Here is a 20,528-nt window from a genome sequence, read left to right as displayed (position 1 = left end):
TCCTTCCTCCGGACCGGGATTTCGCGCTGCCAGCGACGCCCCATGGCCGCACTGGCCTGGGCGTGGAGGCTGGGGGCCTGTGTTGCGGGCCAGGGGGGCGTCTGGATGGCTCTGTGGGCGCCTTTGGTTCTGGTGGCGGTGGCGTGAGGTGTTCTCTGCGATGGCAGAGCCGCGGTGCGGGCAGCCAGGGGCGGGCTGTTCAGCTGGTGGCTGTTCGCGTGGGGTGGCTTGTCTGCGGGTTGCCGGGAGGCTGTGCCCCGGACCTGACGGGGAACGGGTGCGAAGCCGTTTGTCAGGTCCGGGGTTGTGCCGGTGGAAGAGCCTGCGCCGTGTGACCTGGGCGAAGCGGCCGACACTCGTGGCAGCGGGCCCCGGCGGAGGCTGGCGAGGCCTGCTGCGTATCTCGCTCGGACTCTAGCGGGCCGTGTGCCGTGCCTGCGTGCGCCACGCTGGTGGCGTTGCAGGGTGAACAGTTCAGACTTGACGACACACGGAATCATTTCCGCCGGGCCCTGGAAGCCCAGATCAGCAGCCCGCTGGAGGCTGCAGCCGCACTCGCCGTACAGGACGACTGTCCCCGAGCGAGCGTGTGGCGCCCGCCTGGGTCACGGGCGTGGGGAGATGCTGTGCCGACGTGGTGCGTGTCTTTGGGGGCCCGGGGGCGTTGAGGTGTGTGACGCGTGCACAGGTCCGGGCGCCCCACGCCCAGGCCACGTTGTCAGCGGCCCCGGTTCTTACGCCTCGGCACCGGGGCCGCCCCCAAAGTCCGCGGTGCCTTCCCGGGCTGTGTGGACAGCCGCTCATGCTTCGTTGCTGTTCCCAGGGCCTGGCTTGGAAAGCTGCCGGTACGGCTTTCCCCGGCCCCCGTCCCGCCCCGAGTCTCTCTTCGCGGGGTCCTGTCGGCACCGGCGACGGTGCTCGGCAGGGCTGTCTGGGCAGGGCTCGGCGGTGGCTCCGTGGTGTCGTTGCGGGCGGCTGTTTCGCTGGGTTCGGCGCTGAGGGCCCAGACTCTTCCGATGTCCGTTTTTCCTGTTTTTGGGTATTGCTTGCTCAGGGTTTCTGTGCTGTGGGGGAGTGTGCTGGAAGTACCAGAGAAGGTACTTCCAGACCCACTGGCAGGCAGTGATCCCGATGACGACGACCACGTTCTCCCGTAACGGACAGCAGCGTTCCGCGCTGTCTGCCGTGCCGGATGGCGGGCGCGGGTTCAGCCTGTCTCTGGAGCACGGGCCGCTTGCCCCGGCCACTGCCCGTCACGCGGTGAGGCCGGTGCTGGAGGCCTGGGGGCTGGACGCGGACCGGGTGTATGACACGCTGCTGGTCGTCTCCGAGCTGGTCACGAACGCTGTCACTCATGCGCTTCCGCCGGTTGTCCTGCATCTGCAGGGTTCGGTGGACGCCTCGGGCCGGGTCCAGGTTCATGTCACCGACGGCGGGCCGCGCACGGAAGCCGGCCACGGCAGCTGGGCCGCCGCCCGGCCCGAGGACGAGCATGGCCGGGGTGACCAGATCGTCTCCGCCCTCGCCGGCCACACCGGCACCGGGACCGAGGCCGGTCTCGACGGGCTGATCGACCACTGGGCGGGCCTCGACGCAGCCTGACGTCCGTCCCGCATCCTGCAAAAGCCCGCACTGAAACAAGCGGAAGAGGAGACTGGAAGCCTGTTGCGTCCCATGGAGCCGGAGGCGCCCGTGCGAGCGGACCAGCTGCTGCAAGCCCACACCGTGTGGTGGGGCGGCACCGTCCTGCTCCGCCTCGAGGGAGAACTCGACATCGCCACCGCCCCGCTCCTCGACCGGGCCGTCTCCTCCGCACTGGCCGCAGGGCCAGACCTCCTCTGCCTCGACCTCACCGCCCTCGCCTTCTGCGACGTGACGGGCCTGCACGCACTGCGCCGCCTCACCGACCAGACCCACGCCGCCCACACCCGCCTGCACCTGGCCGGCCTGCACCCCCGGCTCCGCTACACCCTCGACCGGCTGAAAACCCTCTCCCCCTGGAACCCACCCGTCCTCCAGCACTGACGAGGGCAACTGCTGTAACTCCACCCGGAAGTGTTCCATCCGGCTGTCATCCTGACGCCCAGCCGGGTGCGGGACCGGCCAGCACCTGATAACCCCCGCCCTCGGCGCTCGATCGGGCGCCGCTGTCACCGTGCGTCGAGATGCAGACGCTGAATGTCCGGTGACCGATGGCAGGTTTGGTGGCCGGTCAGACCCACGATGGTCCCGGCTGCTCACTACTTCGCTTGCCAGGCCTCGGTCGGCTGGTGGATAGCAGAAGACCAGTGCCCGGAGTGATCCGGTCGGTGATGACTGCGCGGTCAGCGCTGCTCGTAGGGATCGCTGTAGAGGGTCAGTGACTGACGTGCTACTGGCGGCCGCACAGTCGCCGGGCTGGTCGTGGACCGGTTTGCGGATGGAGCAATGATCACTCACTCCGAAGGAAGGGATTCCATGGTCGACTAGGGTCGACGCAGCAGGTACCCCCCTCGATGTGTCAGCTGCATGGGCTGTCCCGGCTGGGCCGGGACAGCCCATGCAGTCGCACCCTCCCGGTGCCCCATATGAGACTCGGGCGTGAAGCTCACGCTCCGTGCAGCGGGCTTCGGCGGGAGATGCGCCAGGTCTTGATTCGTGCGATGCCGCGTTCGGCCGGGCAGCGGGGCCTGGCGTGGGCCCGGTTCAGGGACCGTTGTCGGGTGGTGAGCTCTTTGCGGGGCCGCCGTCGCTGGGGAACGGTGAAGGTTCCGCCTGCTCCGAGGTAGTCGGGGCCGGCCAGGGCCGGGACGCCAAGGCGGATGCAGGTGGTGGTGATCTGGTGTTTCCGGGCTGCGGTGAGGTCGTGGGTTCGGCCCGGCAGGGCTTGTGAGATCCACAGGATTCGGCCTGACGCATCGGTGATGACCTGCAGGTTCACCCCGTGGCGGCGGTGCTTGCCGGAGTAGCCGGCCCGGCCGCCGGCGGCCCGGTCGCACTAGGTGAGAGTCCCGTCCACCAGTACGTATGCCTGCTTCGCCGCGTCCGGCCTGCCGCGCAGTGCGGCGGTCAGTCCGGGTGCCCGACGGGCGAGGAGGGTGACGGCTTGGCGGACGCAGGCGTGGGCCGTTCCGGCGCTGATGCGGAAACCGGAGGCGATCTGGGCGAGGGTGAGGTGGTGTCGCAGATACACCAGTGCGACGATCGCCCGTCCGGACGGGCGGAGCCTGCATCGGCGGTCACCCTCACGGAGGACGATGAGCATGGTGACCGTCTCGACCAGGGCGTGGGGCAGGCCGAGTGATGCAGGACAGGTGACCAACGGGGCTCCCCGGCAGGCGGGATGAGATGTCAGGTACCTCCCTCAACTGCCGAGGAGCCCCGTCCGTTCTGCCACGACCCGCTGCCCGTTCCCCTCACCCGATCAGTGGCCACTCTGAAAGAGCTCTGTGCTTTGAGCCGGACCGGCCAGTTGCGACGTGCGGCACCGGGTCGCCAACCGCCCCAGGAAAATTTGTTGGCACCAAGACCTTCAGATGACGAGACTGCATGGGTGACCACCCTGCCGCTGTTGCCCGGCCTGCTCCCACTGGGCGCTGCGGACAAATTGTGGTTTGACCTGACGGGCGAGAGTGCTGTGTCGACGGCTGCTGCGGCGTTCACCTGTTCTCCTGCCCACGCCTGGGTGGGGTATGTACTGCTCGGCGGCCACGTGGTGGCGACGGTGAAGGCAAGGTCGGCGCACCTGCAGGTCAGCTCGGAGCAGTCCATGAGCGCGCGCATGATCTGCATCTGGGCCCGGCCGCCCGAGGTGCTCGCGGTCAGGCAGGAGCCCAGGGCTCCTTGGCACGTGGTGTGGCGTGTGGCAGGACATGCACGCCTCCATAGCGTTCTGCATCTCGGCGCTGAGTGGGGACGCGGCAGACTGCTGGGCACGATTCCTCCTCGAAAGCGGGGGAAGCCGGGTGCCGGCCTCTCTCTCGTTCTACGTCCAGTCGCCCACGCCTATCTGGGAACCTGGCCGTGCCCGCCGGGCGGCCCTCGTGCGTGGTCGCCAGGGGACGTGGACTCATCGAAAGAGAATCTCGGGGACCGGCCTGGACCTGGCAGGTCGCGGTTCCGGCGCCGGGCTGGGGCTGCCGACGATGGCCGGCGCCGACGCAGCAGTGCGACAGAGCTGGTCAGCCCAGGAATTCGACGCGGTCGATGCGCCCGCCCCGGATCCGGTATGCCACGAGGACGCGGAGCGGTTCAGCGGCGATGCCGTGGGCTGTCTCGTGGTCGACGACCCAGTCGCCTTCGGTGAGTCTGCCAGTCACCTCCGCGTGGCAGCGGCCTTCGGTGAACTGGCCGGCGTACGCCTCGCGCACCGCTTGGCGCCCCTGGAGCAGACTGCCGTCCGGGTACGTGATGCAGACGTCCTCGGCGTACGTGTCGGTGAAGCTCTCTAGGTCATGGTCGTTGTAGGCGGTCAGCTGGCGCTCGACCACACTGGCTGGCCCAGTCAAGGCGTTCATGCGCAACAGCATGTCAGGCGCAAACCGGGGGATGGACAGAGGAAATACGGTCTGCCAGTACCGCGGCCGTCAGGTCAGCCGGCGTTGGTGACGGCCTGCGCGGACTGGGCCGCCTACAGCCGGGCACAGGACCCGCCCGCCGCCATCGGCTCGCCATGCGCCCGGTGATCGAGCCGGTCCCCATCGCGAGGATCACATCCGCGTCCCGGGATGGTCGAGAGAGACGGTGCGCGATCAAGAACGACGTACGCCCGCGGCTCTCTCGTGCGGGACTGTAAAGATTTGAGTGCAACTGGGTTGGTCGGCTGGGTCGGATTCGGTTGTCCGTCGAAGGCGATGCCGAGGGCCTGGAGGGCCTGCTTCCAGCGGCTGGTCCAGCGTTTGCGGCCGGTGCCGGTCGGGTCGAGTGACATGACCGCGAGGTAGATGCCCTTCAGGGCGGCGTTCTCGTTGGTGGTGCAGTTCAACGCCTGCCGAACAGTCCTGCGGTGAACCCCCTTCTCTCCCAATGCCCGCTGCGACATCTCCGGATCGACACGTTTATCCCTCCGGATCGCGGCGTACAACTCCGCCCGCGACAAACCCCGACGCGCGCACGCAGGGAAATAACTGCAGGCTGTGTCAACGGGACGCTTGCCATGATCGCCTCGCCTGGAATCCACTCAGCTGCTGGGGCATGCTGAAAAAGAGGACGGGCTGCCGGTCGGCAGCCCGTCCCCGGTGTATCAGTCCCCTGCTAACCTTCCACCGCAATTTCGTTGTGGTTTGTGAGCCAGCCGCCGTCGCCGCCTGTATGTCCGCATGAGCCGGGGCACGCCGTTCCGTAGGCTTCAGCGAACCTCTCATCCGTCTCTTCAGAGGGCAGCATTTCAAGGTTCTGAGAGTTCTTCATGTTATTCACTTCCCTGAAATTCGAAATGCACTGTTCCAGTCAGCGCAAGCGGAATGCTTGCGCATGTATCGGGTAGTAACCGAAGCAGATTCTGCTGTTTGGGCTGTGCACCCGTCAGTCCACAGACGACTCTCCAGGTGTGAGCAGAGACATGCCTGAGCAATTACTACTTACATCACGAAGGGGTGATAGTGTGACTGGTTCTCTCGCTAGTCTTCTGAGTCAGGAATTCTGTTCAGATGTTTAGACTTGGCCTGTGGCACGTACTGGACGGCCGAAGGCCGAGTTAGTTCTGTCGGACGAGGAACGGGCTGCGCTCGAGGGCGGGCGCAGCGCCGTTCCACGCCGCAGGCGTGGGCCTTGCGCTGCCGGATCATCCTGGCCTGCGCGGAGAGTGCTTCCACAAGGACGTCGCTGCCCGGCTCGGCTCGACGACGCATGCGGTGGGCCGCTGGCGGGCAAGGTTCGTAGAGCATCGGATCGCCGGCTTGGGAGACATGCCCCGCTCGGGCGGTTCCCGGACGGTGACCGACGAGCAGGTAGCCGCGCTGGCCACCAGGACGCTGGAGTCGGCTCCGAAGAACGCGCCCCCACTGGTCGACGCGGTCGATGGCGAGGCAGGCGGGCCTGTCGCAGTCGACGGTGTCGCGGGTCGCGTTCGGTCTTCAGCCGCACCGGTCGGAGGCGTTCAAGCTGTCCACAGACCCGTACTTCGTAGGCTAAGGTCCACGATGTCGTCGGCCTCTATCTGGACCCGCCCGAGCGGGCTCTGGCCTTCTGCGTGGACGAGAAGTCGCAGATCCAAGCCCTGGACCGCTCGCAGCCGGTGCTGCCGATGATGCCCGGAGTGCCGCAACGCGTCGCGCACCACTATGTCCGCGCCAGCACCACCACCCTGTTCGCCGCCCCGGAGGTCGCCACCGGCAAGGTCATCGGTTCCCTGCATCGCCGCCACCGGGCCGAGGAGTTCAAGAAGTTCCTCATCAAGCTCGACTGGGAAGTGCCGGACGGCCTCGACATCCACCTCGTGCTGGACAACTACGCCACCCCCAAGTCCCCGGCCATCAAGACCTGGCTACTGGCCCACCTGCGGTTCCATCTGCACTTCACGCCGACTGGATCGTCCTGGCTCAACCTTGTGGAGCGATGGTTCGCCGAGCCGACGAACAAACAGATACGGCGAGGCGTCCACAAGACCGCCGAAGCCCTGGAGAAGGACATCCGGATCTGGAGCGCAGCCTGGAACACCGACCCCAGGCCCTACATCTGGACCAAGACCGCGGACGAGATCCTCGAACGCCTCGCCTCATATCTGAACAGAATTCCTGACTCAGAAGACTAGGATCGGATGCAGCCCGTGCCAGGTCCGGCGTGCGCAGGTGAGGCCCGGTGCACACATGCTCTGAGCTTGACGTTTAACCTCGTCTGTCACCCGACGCTGATCTGCGGTTCGTGTCGGGACAGCGGAGGCGGCCGTTCTCCAAGCTTCGAGATGTCGAGTAACGAAGCATGAGAGAACGGTCGCTGCGTATGAGTCTCCCTGTTCTCGGGGCTGCAGGTGAGGCGTTCGACGCCTTGTCCCGCTTTCGTGTCGAGTTCTACGAGTGCCCTTACGCCCGGAGGGAGGCACTCTCCGAGCTCACGGACGCGGTGCTGTGTGCGGACGGGCCGGTGAAGACACTGGTCGAGCAACTGGCACCTCAAACACCCCCACCACCACAACCCACCCCTACCACCGGCTCACACCGTCACGCTGGTGCCACCCACCAAACCAGCCAGCAGACGCCCTAAGCCCACCTAAATCACTAGTATTACCTATAGAGCAAAATGAGCGTAGGCCCGATGGTCGCCAAGGCGTTTGTGGGCCCCTAGGGCCACGCTGTCCCGTTTCGTTCGGCGGATCAACTGGTCCAGCAGGCTTGTGGTGGCATCTATTCGGGGCTTGTACCTGAATCTGCACATTGGTAGGTGAACGCTGCGAAGGCTTCAGGAGCTGCGGGGGCAGTGATTCTAAGGGTGGCTTTTGCTTGATATGTGCCCCGGCCGCTGACCGTCCAGTTCAGACGGAGAGAGACGGATCTCTGTCCTATGGTCAGCTTCTCCTCGAGGAGGGCCGACGTGCTGCCGTCGCTCCGTATCCACTGATAGGAGAGCACGCCAGGTGCGCCATTTGTGATGATATGTCCGGTAATTTGGGTGGTCTCTCCGCAGCCCACTTTGCGACCTTTGCTCGCTGGTTCCACTGAGACGCCGGTGACGGCCAGCTCCGGTCCCAGATACGAGGGCGCCAGATACGCAGTTACTCCAGCGAGGATGAGCGCCGCCGGCCCGTACCGGAGCAGTGCTCGGGACCTGCGGCGCGAGGCCGGTCGATTCGGAAGGGCTACGCAGGCCGGAAAGGCAGCGGGCAGACCATGGGGCATCGGCCGGGTCGCCTGGCGCGTGGACACGAGTGTCTCCGGCGCAGCGAATTGGGCCGGCTGAGCCGCAGGAGCCGACGTCCAGTTCTCGTCCAGGTAGGTAGGCATCGTCTGCGCGGCACTCGGAGAAAAGGGTTGCGGGAGCGGTGCCCCGTCGCTGGCAGGGATCTGCGATGGCGCATGCCAGGCCGAGTGGAGCGTCGGCATCTCGTCCGGGGTCGGCTGCTCAGAGCCTCGAGACTGCGTGCTCATTGACTGCCCCTCAGCATGCGTTGCTGGGAATGTGCTGGTAGGGACGTGCAGGCTCAGAGGATGGGGAGCTTGAAAGCAGAACGCCCCATCGCCGTGTGCAGAACGCGGGACCGAAGGTGTGGCCTAGGTTGAGGGTGTACTGAGTGTTCCCGTTGAGCACGAAGGTCTGAGCAGCTCCGTCCTGCTTGCCAGGACTGGAAGCTGTGCTGTTCACGTTCGCGTCGAACCATGTCACTGTGACCGTGACGGACGCTGGGGTATGCGTTCTGACAAGAATGCCCGCGTCTGCACGTCCGTTGCCTGTCGCAGCCAGGCTGGTCAGGCCGAGGAACGAAACTCTGGAGGGTGGAGTAGGACTGGTGGTGGATGCCGACGCAGCAGGAGAGGGTTGCTGGGGCGGAGTGACAGGGGGAGAAAGAGGCGGCGGCCGTTCAGTGCTTCCGGGTGTTACAGCCGGAGAAGTGCTGGCAGTGGGCTGCAAATTAGCCTTTCCGGCACCAACGGTGGTTCCGCTGGTGTCACCCTTGCCATCAGGTCCGGTGGGTTCCTCACTGCCGGAATCTGAGTTCGCCTCAGGTGATCTGCTTGCGGTCTGACCGTCCGAGGCAAAGGCAGGGTCAGAAGCAGACGCTGCCGGGGAAGGACTGTTACTGGGAGAGGCAGTGTGGCCAGGACTCCCGGGCGTGTTCCTGGGGGATTCAGCCAAGGCTCCGGCAGGCAGGGAAGGCGAAGCCCGGTGCAGCGGACGCGGTGCGTGATTTTCGCCAGCAGCAACGACAACCCCTGCGACACCGGTTGCCACGACCACCGCGGCACCTGCAGTGCGTGCAGCCCACGCAGGGATCCTCTTGATGTCCGAGCCACGCGCCGTACCCCTGGCAGCGGGCCTTTGCGATGGAGACAGAACAGTTGTCGCGAGTTCCGTGCTCCCTGCCGCGACAGACCCAGGAGCGGGGATGAGCAGGGGCAGCAACGCGACAGCCGCAGCCAGGGTGCCCTTGCCGCGCTTCTCCCAGTCCGATCCGTATGCCGCTCCTGCGGTCCTCTCCAGTTCATCGAGGAAGGAAGATGCGTCAGCCGGTCTGTCTGCCGGTGCTTTGGCCATACCCCAAGTGATCAGAGGCCGGAGAGCATCGGGAACCTGTGCTACAGGGACCGGCGCCGTACTGTGGGCAAGGGCCAGTTCGGCGAGCGTTGACCCGGCGAAGGGCTGTTCACCCGCGAGACACTCAAAGAAGGTTGCCGTCGCGGCATAGATGTCAGCACTGGGCGTGACCGGCTCGGCTCGCCATTGCTCGGGGGCCATGTAAGCGGGTGTGCCAACAGCCTGAGTGGCGGCACCTGAGCGCACCGCAATGCCAAAGTCGGCCAATTTGGACGCGCCTTGCGCCGTCACCAGGACGTTTGCCGGCTTGTAGTCACGATGCACGACACCCGCGCTGTGGGCTGCGCCCAGGCCAAGAAGCGAACCCTTGAGGATGGCCAGAGCTGACTCGGGCGTGGTCGCACCTTGCTCACGGAGCAGGATACGCAAGCTGACTCCCTGCACCAGCTCCATCACGATGGCAGCTCCGGTGCGGGCTTCGGAGTAGCCGTACAGGCGTACGATGTGCTCGGAGTCGAGGCTTGCCAGCAGTCTAGCTTCGGCGCGAAACGACTCGACAAAGTCCGGGCTGCTGCGAAGTTCGGGGCTCAGGTACTTGATGGCCACCGCTTCCGATGTCGTCTGGTGCACTGCTTGGACGACACGCCCGCTGGCTCCTGTTCCCAACTCCCTCAGAGTCCGGTACCCCGGGACCTCCCATGCGTAGTCCGAAGACTCTGCTGAGAACACGCCCGTCATTCCGTGCCTTCCCTTAGCCATCTGAATTTGACCGGAAGCGGAGTAGCAGGCGCTGCAGGCCTCCCCTAGGGTCGTCGCGTGCCGCATGTGCGGCCTGAGCAATCACCGCTCAATCGCGCAACTGGAGCTCGCCTTGAAGCTTCCCTCTGATCGTGGACACCTGGAGACTGGGACGTGAGGTTCCAGAGGTAGTAGTGCCAGGTGGGAAGTAAGTACACGATGCGGCACTCGGCGGAGTACCGACGGGACGCGATCCCGCTCGTCCGCTCTTCGGGTAGGACGGTGACCGAGGCCGCCCGGAGGTACTGTCAAGTTGTCGGAGGTGTGATCGTCTGAGGGCAGGAAGAGGCGCTGGCTGGCCTGATGTTCAGGCTGTGGCGGACATGCTGGTGTTGCCGGTGTTGTGGTTCCAAATAGTCAGGCGGAGGGCCATCTCGAAGCGGTGGTGGCCGACGGTCATCAGGTGGCGTCCGGGCTGGAAGTGGGGCGAAATGCCGGTGAACGCAGACAGGAACCGCTGCGCTCCGCCGACGGACCGGAGGCGTTTCATCGCGCGTTCGCGCTGCCGGGTGGGCTGGTGGGAGTTCTCCGCCCGGCTGTTCAGCCCCTTGTGGGAGCGTGTTCCACCGAGGGCATCACCTCGCGGTGCGCGGCACGGTAGGAACGGAGTTTGTCTGTCACGATCACCCGGGGTACCGACCGGGTCTTCTTCAGCATCCTCGCCACCGCCATCCTCGACCGGCTTCTCCACTGCTGCGACGTCGTCTCGATCAACGGCCCCAGCTACCGGCTCACGAACCGACTCGCAGCCATCGAGCGCGACACCCAGGTCGCCTGACGACTGAGCACATCTTCATCGGCTCTGTCGCTGATCTTGTGATGCTGGGCGGTTGAGCTGGGCAGCCTCCGGGTGCGGAAGGGGAGACTGGAAGGCTGTTGCGTCCCATGGAGCCGGAGGCGGCCGTGCGAGCGGACCAGCTGCTGCAAGCCCGCACTGTGTGGTGGGGCGGCACCGTCCTGCTCCGCCTCGAGGGAGAACTCGGCATCGCCACCGCCCCGCTCCTCGACCGGGCCGTCTCCTCCGCACTGGCCACAGGGCCAGACCTCCTCTGCCTCGACCTCACCGTGAACCGTTCTGACTTCTCTGCCGCTCCGTTGTGAGCCATCAGAGAGGATGGGGGCACGTGCCCGAGAAGATTGCTGCGCGGCGGACTCGCCGCCTGCTGCGGCTTCTGATCGGCAGGCACGTCTTCCTGATGACCGCCAGCCGGCAACGCCTCGAGATGACCAACCGCTTCACCCTCTGGGACCACATCACAGGCACCGCCAGCCTGCCTGCCGCCATCTGCACCAGACCAGGCCCGGACCCCGGCCTGCCCCTCAGACGACCACACCCCCGACAACGTAACAAGGCCCTACTTGCGCTTCTGTGCCACGTACTTTTTCTGTCGATCAGACCAGCAGTTCTAGTTGGTCCGGTGTCCGGAAACTTCGGGGCGGCTCACCTGGCTGCGGACGCCGCTGGCGGACAGAGAGTTCGCGTGCGCTTGCCCGAACTTCAGGCACCAGCGCCGGATGGTCTCGTGGGGTCTGAGTACGTCTTGCTCTCCAGCGAGGCATGACCGAAGCGAGAGTATTGCTCTGCTCCCGACGTCCGGGGCGCTAGGGGGCAGGGCTCTCACGCTTGCGCAAGTCATCCGCAGAGCATCGGCACTCTCTGGCATATACGAAACATCACAAAGGAGCAGCAATGATTCGACGTTTGGCAGCGACTGTGGCCGCGGCCTTCGCTCTTGTGGCTGGGGTCGCTGGAACCAGCCATGCGGCGGAGGCACTAGACGGAAACTGTGAGTCCGGAGAATTCTGCGTATACCGCTACGAATATTACGCTGGCGGAACGACAGACTTCGCCGCGAGCAGACTTAGCTATAAGGGTCTTATTTTCGGAGGCACTCTGACTACGACAGATAATCATGCTAGCAGCAGCAAGAACAGGTCTACCGCCGAGGTTACCCTCTATGCGTATGCCAACTATGGCGGCCCGTTCGTCGTTCACTCGGGCGTGTATGCACCCTGCACCTCGGACTTGTGCGCCGCCTACACTCAGATTCCACAATTCGACAACGTCGCCAGCTCGCACGAGTTCACTTGGTAGTAGAATCTTCAATATTGCATACTGCTTGACCCGGTACTACAGGAGCGCTTCCGTGCCGGCTGGCGGGGCGGTCCGTTGTCCTGCGCGTGGAGATGTTGCGTGATGTGGAGCGGGGTGAGCGGAGTGGTTCAAGGCTTTCTTCGCTTCGCTCGGGTCTGTTCGGCCGGAAGGACCCGCGTGGGAATGCGCGTGCGTATCTTAAGGCGTTGCTGGGGCCGGTGGAGCGGAAGAACTCCTGGCAGATCGCTACGCAGGCGGGGCACGTGGTGCCGGACCGGGTGAAGAACCTGCTGCGGTGTACGGCGTGGAGCTGGAGCGGGCTCCGGGGCGGGGTGCGGGCCTTCGTCGGCGGGTGTCTGGGCGATCCGGAGGCGGTTCTGGTGATCGACGAGCCCGCATTTCTGAAGAAGAGAACGAAGTCGGCCGGGGACGCCCGGAGGTACGCCGCGACCACCGGGCAGGTCGAGAACCACCAGGTCGCGGTGTTTCCTCGCGTGCGTGCCCCCGCAAGGCCGGGCGTTGACCGACTTCGCCCTGTACCTGGGCAAGACCTGGGCCGGTAACCGTGATGCGGTGCCGGGAGAAGAGGGTGCTCACGAAGGCGGAGCTCGGTCGGTGCCTGGTCGAGCGCACCCGCTGTGCGGGAGTTCTAGTTGGTCCGGTGTCCGGAAACTTCGGGGCGGCTCACTGGTCGCTGGGTGTGCAGCCGATGACGTGGAGCAGGGTGGCGCCTGGGTACCCGGAGCGGTGGGGCAGGTACTTGGGGTGTCCATGCGGGCCGGCTTCTCTGTGGCAGGCCGTCTGCCGGGGGGCGGGTGGTGCGTGGGGACACTCCAGGGACGGGGCGGGCCTGCGCGGAGCTTACCCAGGCACGGTGCTCGGCGGCCTGACCGAGACCAGAGCCCGGGCCAAGCACGCCCTGGCGCACCCCCACCCCTCAAGCCCTCACCAACGTGACAACACCTGTGGCAGTGCTCTGACAACGTCCCGAATTCATGCAGTCCCAACCGGAGCGATGAGAGGGGCCCTCCACGAGTGAGTGGCCATTACTCAAGTACTCCATCTCACCTGTGGGGTTCCGTGGGTATGGCCCGGAGTGACGGCTCGGGATGCCGTTCGGAATACCCACCGGGCTTCGGCTGAGCCTGCGATAACACACGGGCTTCTGATGTGCATGAGGTGTTCTGTGATCACAAATGTTGAGATTCTCCAGCTAGTTCCTGAGGAGAGCGTCGACGGTTCCCAGGATGGAGGCTTCGCGGGGGCTACGACTACCAAATGCGGAGAAACCCGTTGGTGCACCGCAACGGACTTGCCGCCGCAAGGCCATTAGGACTGACGCTAGTGTCCTGAGTGAACCCTTTTCCCCTGTCCCTGCAGGGCGAATGTGCAGGTCAGGTGGGGGTGCCACGAGGCGGGGCTCCTGGTCGTTGCGTTGGTGTTCTCTACGCACCACGCCCCGCCCGAGGAGCCTCGCTTAAGGCCCGTGCGATGCGCCGGTTTGGTGTCAGTGATGGTGCATCAGGTTGATGGGTTTGTGCTGGTGGTGTGGGGGCGGGATGAACCGTTCCGACTTCTCTGCCGCTCCGTTGTGAGCCATCGGAGTGGATGGGACCCCTGTGCCCCTGGAGCCCCGGTCAGCCCGGCGGCGGGCACGGCCGATCCCGGTACCGCGCTGGTCCCGTAGAGACAGCGGCAAACTCACGGCGGTTCGTCGTCCCCGGCCCGGTCGAAGCCTTCAATAAAGCCCTTCAGGACGCTCAGCGGAGGCGCCGCAGAGCGAACACAGCCGGACACCGGGCCGTTTTGCAGTGCACGTGTGGCGGCACCGGCCTCTTTCTCCTTACCACCGACCCCCTCGCCCCCTCCATGGGCAGCGGCGTCCGGCACGTCGAGACGACCCACCCGGGCCAGAGCCTCTCAGCCTCCTGGCGCTGCACACCGACGACGCGGCCGTCACCCGCAACACCCGCTCACTCGACCGCAGCGACCCCCGCCCCTGGTTTGCGGGCCTGAACGCGGCTCTGACCGCCAACTTCTGACCGGTGGCTTCGTACGCGAGAACGCGTCGTCTGTTGATCAGCTCGGGAGGCGCTCCGAGACCGCCGCACCGAGTTGCGCGGACCGTGGTGTCTCGCGACGGGCTGCCGCTGACCCCCGTCCCATAGGGTCAGCGGCAGCCCGTGCCGATATGGCGTGCGCGGGTGATTGCGTCCTGAACATGAAAGGGAGTTGGCTGTAGGGCCACTCCTGGAAGTGGTGCTGTGCCAAAGATGAAGGCAGGCGCTTCGGAGTCGCCCTACGGGGGGAGGCTTCAAACGCCTCATGCTGCGTTGGCTGAAGACCGTCGTGGTGAGCGATGGGGAAAGGGCGCTGTAAGAGGCGTCAGGCGGGGATCGGGAAGACGAGCGCAAACGAATCGCTGCTGACGTGTCGAAATCCACAAGGGTGACATCAAAACCGGGGCTTTCACCCGGTCTCGGGATAGGTCCGGCGGGTACCCGTTTGCTGGCCTATGAGGGGGAAGGGCGCCCTGTGTCGACGTGGTGCGTGTCTTTGGGGGGCCGGCGGCGTTGAGGTGTGTGACGCGTGCACAATCTGGGCGCCCCACGCCCAGGCCACGCAGTCCGCGGCCCCGGTTCTTACGCCTCTGCGCCGGGGCCGCCCCCAAAGATCCGCGGTTCCCTCCTGTGCTGTGTGGACAGCCGCTCCTGCTCGTGGCTGTGGCCAGGGCCTGGCTTGGGAAGCTGCTGGTACGGCGATTCCTGGCCCCGTCCCGAGTCTCTCTTCGCGGGGGCCTGCCGGCCCTGGCGGGGCTGTCCGGGCAGGCGGGCGGCGGCATTCTCCAGGTGCCCGTTTTTCCTGTTCTGGGTATTGCTTGCTCAGGGTTTCTGTGCTGTGGGGGAGTGTTCTGGAAGTACCAGAGAAGGTACTTCCAGACCCACTGGCAGGCAGTGATCCCGATGACGACGACCACGTTCTCCCGTAACGGACAGCAGCGTTCCGCGCTGTCTGCCGTGCCGGATGGCGGGCGCGGGTTCAGCCTGTCTCTGGAGCACGGGCCGCTTGCCCCGGCCACTGCCCGTCACGCGGTGAGGCCGGTGCTGGAGGCCTGGGGGCTGGACGCGGACCGGGTGTATGACACGCTGCTGGTCGTCTCCGAGCTGGTCACGAACGCTGTCACTCATGCGCTTCCGCCGGTTGTCCTGCATCTGCAGGGTTCGGTGGACGCCTCGGGCCGGGTCCAGGTTCATGTCACCGACGGCGGGCCGCGCACTGAAGCCGGCCACGGCAGCTGGGCCGCCGCCCGGCCCGAGGACGAGCATGGCCGGGGTGACCAGATCGTCTCCGCCCTCGCCGGCCACACCGGCACCGGGACCGAGGCCGGTCTCGACGGGCTGATCGACCACTGGGCCGACCTCGACGCAGCATGACCTGACCTGCATCCGGCCCCGCACTGAAACAAGCGGAAGAGGAGACTGGAAGCCTGTTGCGTCCCATGGAGCCGGAGGCGGCCGTGCGAGCGGACCAGCTGCTGCAAGCCAACACCGTCAACGTCCCAGACGCCCGCCCGTCACGGACCATCACCGCCACCATGGGCCGCGTCGCCGCCGCATTCCGACCGACAGAGACCGGAGCCCGTCATGTCCCAGGCCACCGTCCTGACCCCGGCCGCCGCCGCACCCGCCGTGGCGCCCGCCCGTGCCAGGGGCGGCAGCGAGTTCACCCCGCTCCTGCGGACGGTCAGGGAACAGGGCCTCCTCGAACACCGCCCCGGTTGGTACGCCCGAGGAATCGCCGTCAACCTGCTCGGCATCGCCGCCGTCGTGGCCGGGCTCGCCCTGATCGGCCCCTCCTGGTGGGCGCTGCTGCTCGCCGTACCCCTCGCGCTGCTCTCCGCCCGGGCCGCGTTCGTCGGCCACGACGCCGGCCACGCCCAGATCACCGCGAACCGCAGGGTCAGCAGGATCCTCCAGCTCGTCCACGCCAACCTCCTCCTCGGCATGAGCCGGGAGTGGTGGAACGACAAGCACAACCGCCACCACGCCCACCCCAACCACCTCGACAAGGACCCGGACGTCGCGGCCGACATCCTCGTCTTCGCCGAGCACCAGACGGCCGGCCGCACGGGGCTGCGCGGTTTCCTCACCCGTCACCAGGCGTGGCTGTTCTTCCCGCTGACGACCCTGGAGGGCGTCGCGCTCAAGGTGTACGGAGTCCAGGCCCTGCTCGCCAAGGACGGGCCCTGCCGCTCCCGCCGTGAGCGGCTCGTCGAAGGCGCGCTGCTCCTCGCCCACTTCGCCGGCTACACGGCCCTGCTGCTCACCCTGCTCACCCCCGCCCAGGCGCTCGTGTTCGCCCTCGTCCACCAGATGCTGCTCGGTGTGCACCTGGGCATGGCCTTCGCCCCCAACCACAAGGGCATGGAGCGGCCCGACGAGCACGCGGACGGCGAGAGCTGGGGCCATCTGCGGCGCCAGGTGCTCACCTCGCGCAACATCCGGGGCGGCGCGCTGACCGACTGGTTCCTCGGCGGCCTCAACTACCAGGTCGAGCACCATCTCTTCCCGAGCATGCCGCGCCCGAATCTGCGTCTCGCCCAGCCTGCAGTCCGGGCCCACTGTGCGGCCCTGGGCGTTCCGTACACGGAGACCGGTTTCGTGGACTCGTACCGCCAGGCCCTCGGCCACCTGCACGAGGTGGGCGCGCCGCTCCGGTCCGAGTGGGCCGAGTAGGGTCACAGACGGTCACAGGGACGCTGGCTCTCACCGGTTTCGCGCCCTTCATCCCCACGCAGTCAGGCTTCAGTCGGTTCAGCCCAGTTGACCATGCCCTCTACGCGGCTGCGGCAACCGGCAGTTGCAGCGCATCCGCCTCAGCGGCCAGGCATATTCCTCGCACGCATCACCCTGACTGCCCGGAAACCGAAACAGGTCCAGACATGGGCAGTCCGAGCAATGCGCGTCAACAACATTCTTTCAATTTCCACTACCCTTCTGCTATTTACTGTTGCTTCCAGAGCGGGCGGCTGAACCTTTGCTCCTACGGCCAACGCTGCGGCATCTCAGCCCGGGAACATTGCGGCAAACGATGAACCGGATGCAGACAACCCTCCGCGCCGTCGACTGCAGTTGGCCCCCTTACTACGGGTGAGGCCAAGTAGGTAACTCGGCTGCTCGGCTGGCATTCACCCTCACGGTGCGGCTTCAGGAGGCGGGCGGCTGCTGTGGGTCCAGGGAGCGGGCGGCGTCGCATTCCGTGCAGGCTGCCGCGCGTGGCTGCTGGAGTGCGGCAAGTGCCTGTTCCCGGTCCGGGGGCCTGGTCGCTGGGGATGCAGCCGATGACATGGAGGAGGGTGGCGCATGGATGCCCGGGGCAGTGCGGCAGGTACTGGGGAGTCCACGCGGGCCACTGGGCGCGGGGGAGACTGGAGCAGTGAGTACCGCACGACGCCGGGCCCTCGGTCCCGGCCCTGAGATCTCCGAGCCGGCTGCACGCGACCCGCGAGCCCGGACGGCCGCTGAACGTGCCGCCACCGGCGACTGGACCGCCGAACTGGCCGCCACACCGCCGGAGCCCCGGCCCGCCCGGCGGCGTCTCGGACGGCCCGGTACGGTGCCGGTCCCGTAGAGTCGGTGGCAGCCCGTGCCGATATGGCGTGCGTGGGTGAGGCCCGGTGCCCAGCCGTGCTCTGGGAGCGGTACCGCCGGGCCGTCCCACCTGTTGGCTGTGCATGCCCCAGCGGCAGCGCCGCCAGCAGCCGGACCGCTACGCATACGACGACATCCGTGTACTGGCCCGCCTGCTCCTTTTTCGCGGCCTGGTAGACGGTGTTGAAGGTGTCCGGGTCTGTCGCGTCCGGGATCAGATGGGCGGGGCAGGGGACGGGCAGGGGCTGCATCGGCTCATCCTTCCAGGCGGTGGGAGAACCGCCACGTTGACGTGGCGGGTGTCCCTGGGGGCGCGGGGGCGTACAGGTCCGGGCACCCCGCGGCCGGACCTGTGCAGTCTGCGGCCCCGTTCGATGCCGCGGCACCGGGGCCGACCCCATAGAGCCGCGGCCCTGCGTTGGGCCGTGTGGACGGCGGCTCCTGTTTCGTCGTGGCCTGGGGAGCTGGCGGTACGGCGGTCTCCCGGTTTCTGTCTTTGTGAAGGTCCTGGTCGGTGCTTGGCAGGGCTGTCTGGGCAGGGCTCGGCGGTGGCTCCGTGGTGTCGTTGCGGGAGGCTGTTTTGCTGGGTTCGGCGCTGAGGGCCCAGACTCTTCCGATGTCCGTTTTTCCTGTTTTTGGGTATTGCTTGCTCAGGGTTTCTGTGCTGTGGGGGAGTGTGCTGGAAGTACCAGAGAAGGTACTTCCAGACCCACTGGCAGGCAGTGATCCCGATGACGACGACCACGTTCTCCCGTAACGGACAGCAGCGTTCCGCGCTGTCTGCCGTGCCGGATGGCGGGCGCGGGTTCAGCCTGTCTCTGGAGCACGGGCCGCTTGCCCCGGCCACTGCCCGTCACGCGGTGAGGCCGGTGCTGGAGGCCTGGGGGCTGGACGCGGACCGGGTGTATGACACGCTGCTGGTCGTCTCCGAGCTGGTCACGAACGCTGTCACTCATGCGCTTCCGCCGGTTGTCCTGCATCTGCAGGGTTCGGTGGACGCCTCGGGCCGGGTCCAGGTTCATGTCACCGACGGCGGGCCGCGCACGGAAGCCGGCCACGGCAGCTGGGCCGCCGCCCGGCCCGAGGACGAGCATGGCCGGGGTGACCAGATCGTCTCCGCCCTCGCCGGCCACACCGGCACCGGGACCGAGGCCGGTCTCGACGGGCTGATCGACCACTGGGCGGGCCTCGACGCAGCCTGACGTCCGTCCCGCATCCTGCAAAAGCCCGCACTGAAACAAGCGGAAGAGGAGACTGGAAGCCTGTTGCGTCCCATGGAGCCGGAGGCGCCCGTGCGAGCGGACCAGCTGCTGCAAGCCCACACCGTGTGGTGGGGCGGCACCGTCCTGCTCCGCCTCGAGGGAGAACTCGACATCGCCACCGCCCCGCTCCTCGACCGGGCCGTCTCCTCCGCACTGGCCGCAGGGCCAGACCTCCTCTGCCTCGACCTCACCGCCCTCGCCTTCTGCGACGTGACGGGCCTGCACGCACTGCGCCGCCTCACCGACCAGACCCACGCCGCCCACACCCGCCTGCACCTGGCCGGCCTGCACCCCCGGCTCCGCTACACCCTCGACCGGCTGAAAACCCTCTCCCCCTGGAACCCACCCGTCCTCCAGCACTGACGAGGGCGACTGCTGTAACTCCACCCGGAAGCATCCCATCCGGGCTTCAAGCCGGACTGGCGCCGACCGCCGACCGCCGGCGTTCTCTCTGCGCTCAGCCGGGCCGGGGGCTGGCGAGTGCGTCGGTATGCCGATGTGGATGTGGGTCACCCCGTCCTCGAGCACCCTTAGGCCCCATCACGGCGTCCGCGGCCGTCGGCGGCGGCGCCGGCGGCCGCCACGGCGAAGGTGTCGTCGGTCCGCTGGGACATGGGCGACGGCCACCATCACCTGCGCTGGCCCCGGCACCCGCTACGCCCCGGACCGAGGCAAGACCCCGTCCCCGGAATGCGGCCACCGCTACAACCGCGCCGCCTACGACAAGCCCGACCAGCGGCACAAGGACCGCGAGACCGCCACATGGACCGTCCAGTGGTCCGCAGCGGCGCTCGGCGACGCCGGAACCCTGGCCGAGGCCCGGCAGACAGAAGTGCTCCGCGAGGCGTTCGAGCGGCGGGTCGGTCCGGTTGCTCGGCGGGTTGCCTGGTGGATCGCGAGGTGAGTTGCCTGGCTGGTTGCGGTACAGGTTGCCCGGCCGGTTGCTGACCTGCACGAGCGCGTCCTGTGTCCGCACAGGTCACGGGCCATGGGTCACCTGATTCCGGCCCCGAACCTCTCAGTCGATAGCAATTGGAGGTTCTGGATCTCTGACAGGCCCGGCGGGCGGTGCTTGCCAGCCGGAGGTGAGTGGTGCGGTTCTGTAGGGCCAAGGCGAAGTTCCTCTCACCCTCTCCTTGGGGCGGGCGGCCTGGTTGCCCTCGCCGTGGTGTCGATGAGCGATGAACGCTGCCGATTGTTCTTGGCGGTCTGGTCGGGGGTGGTGAAGGTGCCCGTGTCTGTTGCGTCCGGGGGTCAGGTTGGCCGGGCAGGGGACTGGCCGCGCTGCATCGCTCATCTTCCCGAGTGAAGGGGAAACGTCGTGTTGACGTGGTGCGTGTCTTTGCGGGGTGTGGGGCGTTGCGCTGTGTGACGCGTGCACAGGTCCGGGCGCCCCACGCCTGGGCTGCGTAGTCAGCGGTCCGGTTCTGCGCCTCAGTGCCGGGGCCGTTGGCTCCTTTTCTGAGCCGTGTGGACGGCCCTCCTGTTTCCAGGCTGTGGCCAAGGGGGCTGGAGCGGGGAGCTGCCGGGATGGCGTTTTCCCGGCCTCCCGCCCCG

General features: G+C 66.9%; 12 protein-coding genes and 6 pseudogenes. 13 read left to right on the top strand and 5 right to left on the bottom strand.

Annotated features, from left to right (window positions below; translation table 11 throughout):
* Nucleotides 1-1,131: 1,131 nt before the first annotated feature.
* The gene (locus OG462_RS00470) at nt 1,132-1,602 is read left to right on the top strand and encodes an ATP-binding protein (RefSeq protein ID WP_406053506.1); all 471 of its coding nucleotides are present in this window, start codon (nt 1,132-1,134) and stop codon (nt 1,600-1,602) included.
* 90 nt (nt 1,603-1,692) lie between these two features.
* Entirely contained in the window at nt 1,693-2,025 is a 333-nt protein-coding gene (locus OG462_RS00465; protein WP_406053504.1) for an STAS domain-containing protein, read from the top strand.
* Between the two features lie 580 nt (nt 2,026-2,605).
* Here OG462_RS00465 and OG462_RS00460 read toward each other — a convergent pair.
* The 3 genes and pseudogenes from OG462_RS00460 to OG462_RS00450 form a co-directional block, all read right to left on the bottom strand.
* Nucleotides 2,606-3,301, bottom strand: a pseudogene (locus tag OG462_RS00460) (transposase family protein); the annotation flags it as partial.
* 859 nt (nt 3,302-4,160) lie between these two features.
* Nucleotides 4,161-4,496 (bottom strand): nuclear transport factor 2 family protein, encoded by a 336-nt coding sequence (locus tag OG462_RS00455; protein WP_406053518.1) that lies wholly within the window; start codon nt 4,494-4,496, stop codon nt 4,161-4,163.
* Between the two features lie 320 nt (nt 4,497-4,816).
* Nucleotides 4,817-4,948, bottom strand: a pseudogene (locus OG462_RS00450) (IS256 family transposase); the annotation flags it as partial.
* Between the two features lie 696 nt (nt 4,949-5,644).
* Between OG462_RS00450 and OG462_RS00445 the strand changes: the two are divergent.
* Nucleotides 5,645-6,730 (top strand): annotated as a pseudogene (locus OG462_RS00445) (IS630 family transposase).
* A gap of 188 nt (nt 6,731-6,918) precedes the next feature.
* A pseudogene (locus tag OG462_RS00440) lies at nt 6,919-7,077 on the top strand (transposase); the annotation flags it as partial.
* A gap of 993 nt (nt 7,078-8,070) precedes the next feature.
* On the opposite strand, the gene OG462_RS00435 reads toward OG462_RS00440, so the two are convergent.
* Complete coding sequence (locus tag OG462_RS00435; protein ID WP_406053516.1) at nt 8,071-9,903, bottom strand: protein kinase domain-containing protein; 1,833 nt, start codon at nt 9,901-9,903, stop codon at nt 8,071-8,073.
* Nucleotides 9,904-10,270: 367 nt separating this feature from the next.
* Nucleotides 10,271-10,623, bottom strand: a pseudogene (locus tag OG462_RS00430) (DDE-type integrase/transposase/recombinase); the annotation flags it as partial.
* Between OG462_RS00430 and OG462_RS00425 the strand changes: the two are divergent.
* The 9 genes and pseudogenes from OG462_RS00425 to OG462_RS00385 all read left to right on the top strand — a co-directional run.
* A pseudogene (locus tag OG462_RS00425) lies at nt 10,619-10,741 on the top strand (ATP-binding protein); the annotation flags it as partial. The pseudogenes OG462_RS00430 and OG462_RS00425 overlap by 5 nt on opposite strands.
* Nucleotides 10,742-10,866: 125 nt before the next feature.
* Entirely contained in the window at nt 10,867-11,064 is a 198-nt protein-coding gene (locus tag OG462_RS00420; protein WP_406053514.1) for a hypothetical protein, read from the top strand.
* A 589-nt stretch (nt 11,065-11,653) separates the two neighbouring features.
* Nucleotides 11,654-12,058: a peptidase inhibitor family I36 protein gene (locus OG462_RS00415; protein WP_406053513.1), complete on the top strand. Its 405-nt coding sequence runs from the start codon at nt 11,654-11,656 to the stop codon at nt 12,056-12,058.
* A 92-nt stretch (nt 12,059-12,150) separates the two neighbouring features.
* A complete protein-coding gene (locus OG462_RS00410) occupies nt 12,151-12,621 on the top strand; it encodes a transposase (protein WP_406066271.1) in 471 nt (156 codons plus the stop codon).
* A 2,154-nt stretch (nt 12,622-14,775) separates the two neighbouring features.
* The gene (locus OG462_RS00405; RefSeq protein ID WP_406053512.1) at nt 14,776-15,492 is read left to right on the top strand and encodes an ATP-binding protein; all 717 of its coding nucleotides are present in this window, start codon (nt 14,776-14,778) and stop codon (nt 15,490-15,492) included.
* Nucleotides 15,493-15,702: 210 nt separating this feature from the next.
* On the top strand, nt 15,703-16,794 hold the full coding sequence (locus OG462_RS00400; protein WP_406053510.1) for a fatty acid desaturase family protein: 1,092 nt from the start codon (nt 15,703-15,705) through the stop codon (nt 16,792-16,794).
* A gap of 700 nt (nt 16,795-17,494) precedes the next feature.
* Nucleotides 17,495-17,689, top strand: a complete 195-nt coding sequence (locus OG462_RS00395; RefSeq protein ID WP_406053508.1) for a hypothetical protein — start codon at nt 17,495-17,497, stop codon at nt 17,687-17,689.
* A 751-nt stretch (nt 17,690-18,440) separates the two neighbouring features.
* A complete protein-coding gene (locus OG462_RS00390; RefSeq protein ID WP_406053506.1) occupies nt 18,441-18,911 on the top strand; it encodes an ATP-binding protein in 471 nt (156 codons plus the stop codon).
* A gap of 90 nt (nt 18,912-19,001) precedes the next feature.
* Nucleotides 19,002-19,334 (top strand): STAS domain-containing protein, encoded by a 333-nt coding sequence (locus OG462_RS00385; protein WP_406053504.1) that lies wholly within the window; start codon nt 19,002-19,004, stop codon nt 19,332-19,334.
* Nucleotides 19,335-20,528 lie beyond the last annotated feature (1,194 nt).

It is taken from the genome of Streptomyces sp. NBC_01077 (genome assembly GCF_045162855.1).
Taxonomy (GTDB): Bacteria; Actinomycetota; Actinomycetes; order Streptomycetales; family Streptomycetaceae; genus Streptomyces.
The sequence above is the reverse complement of the archived record's forward strand: the minus strand, read 5'-3'. Positions and strand labels throughout refer to the sequence as shown.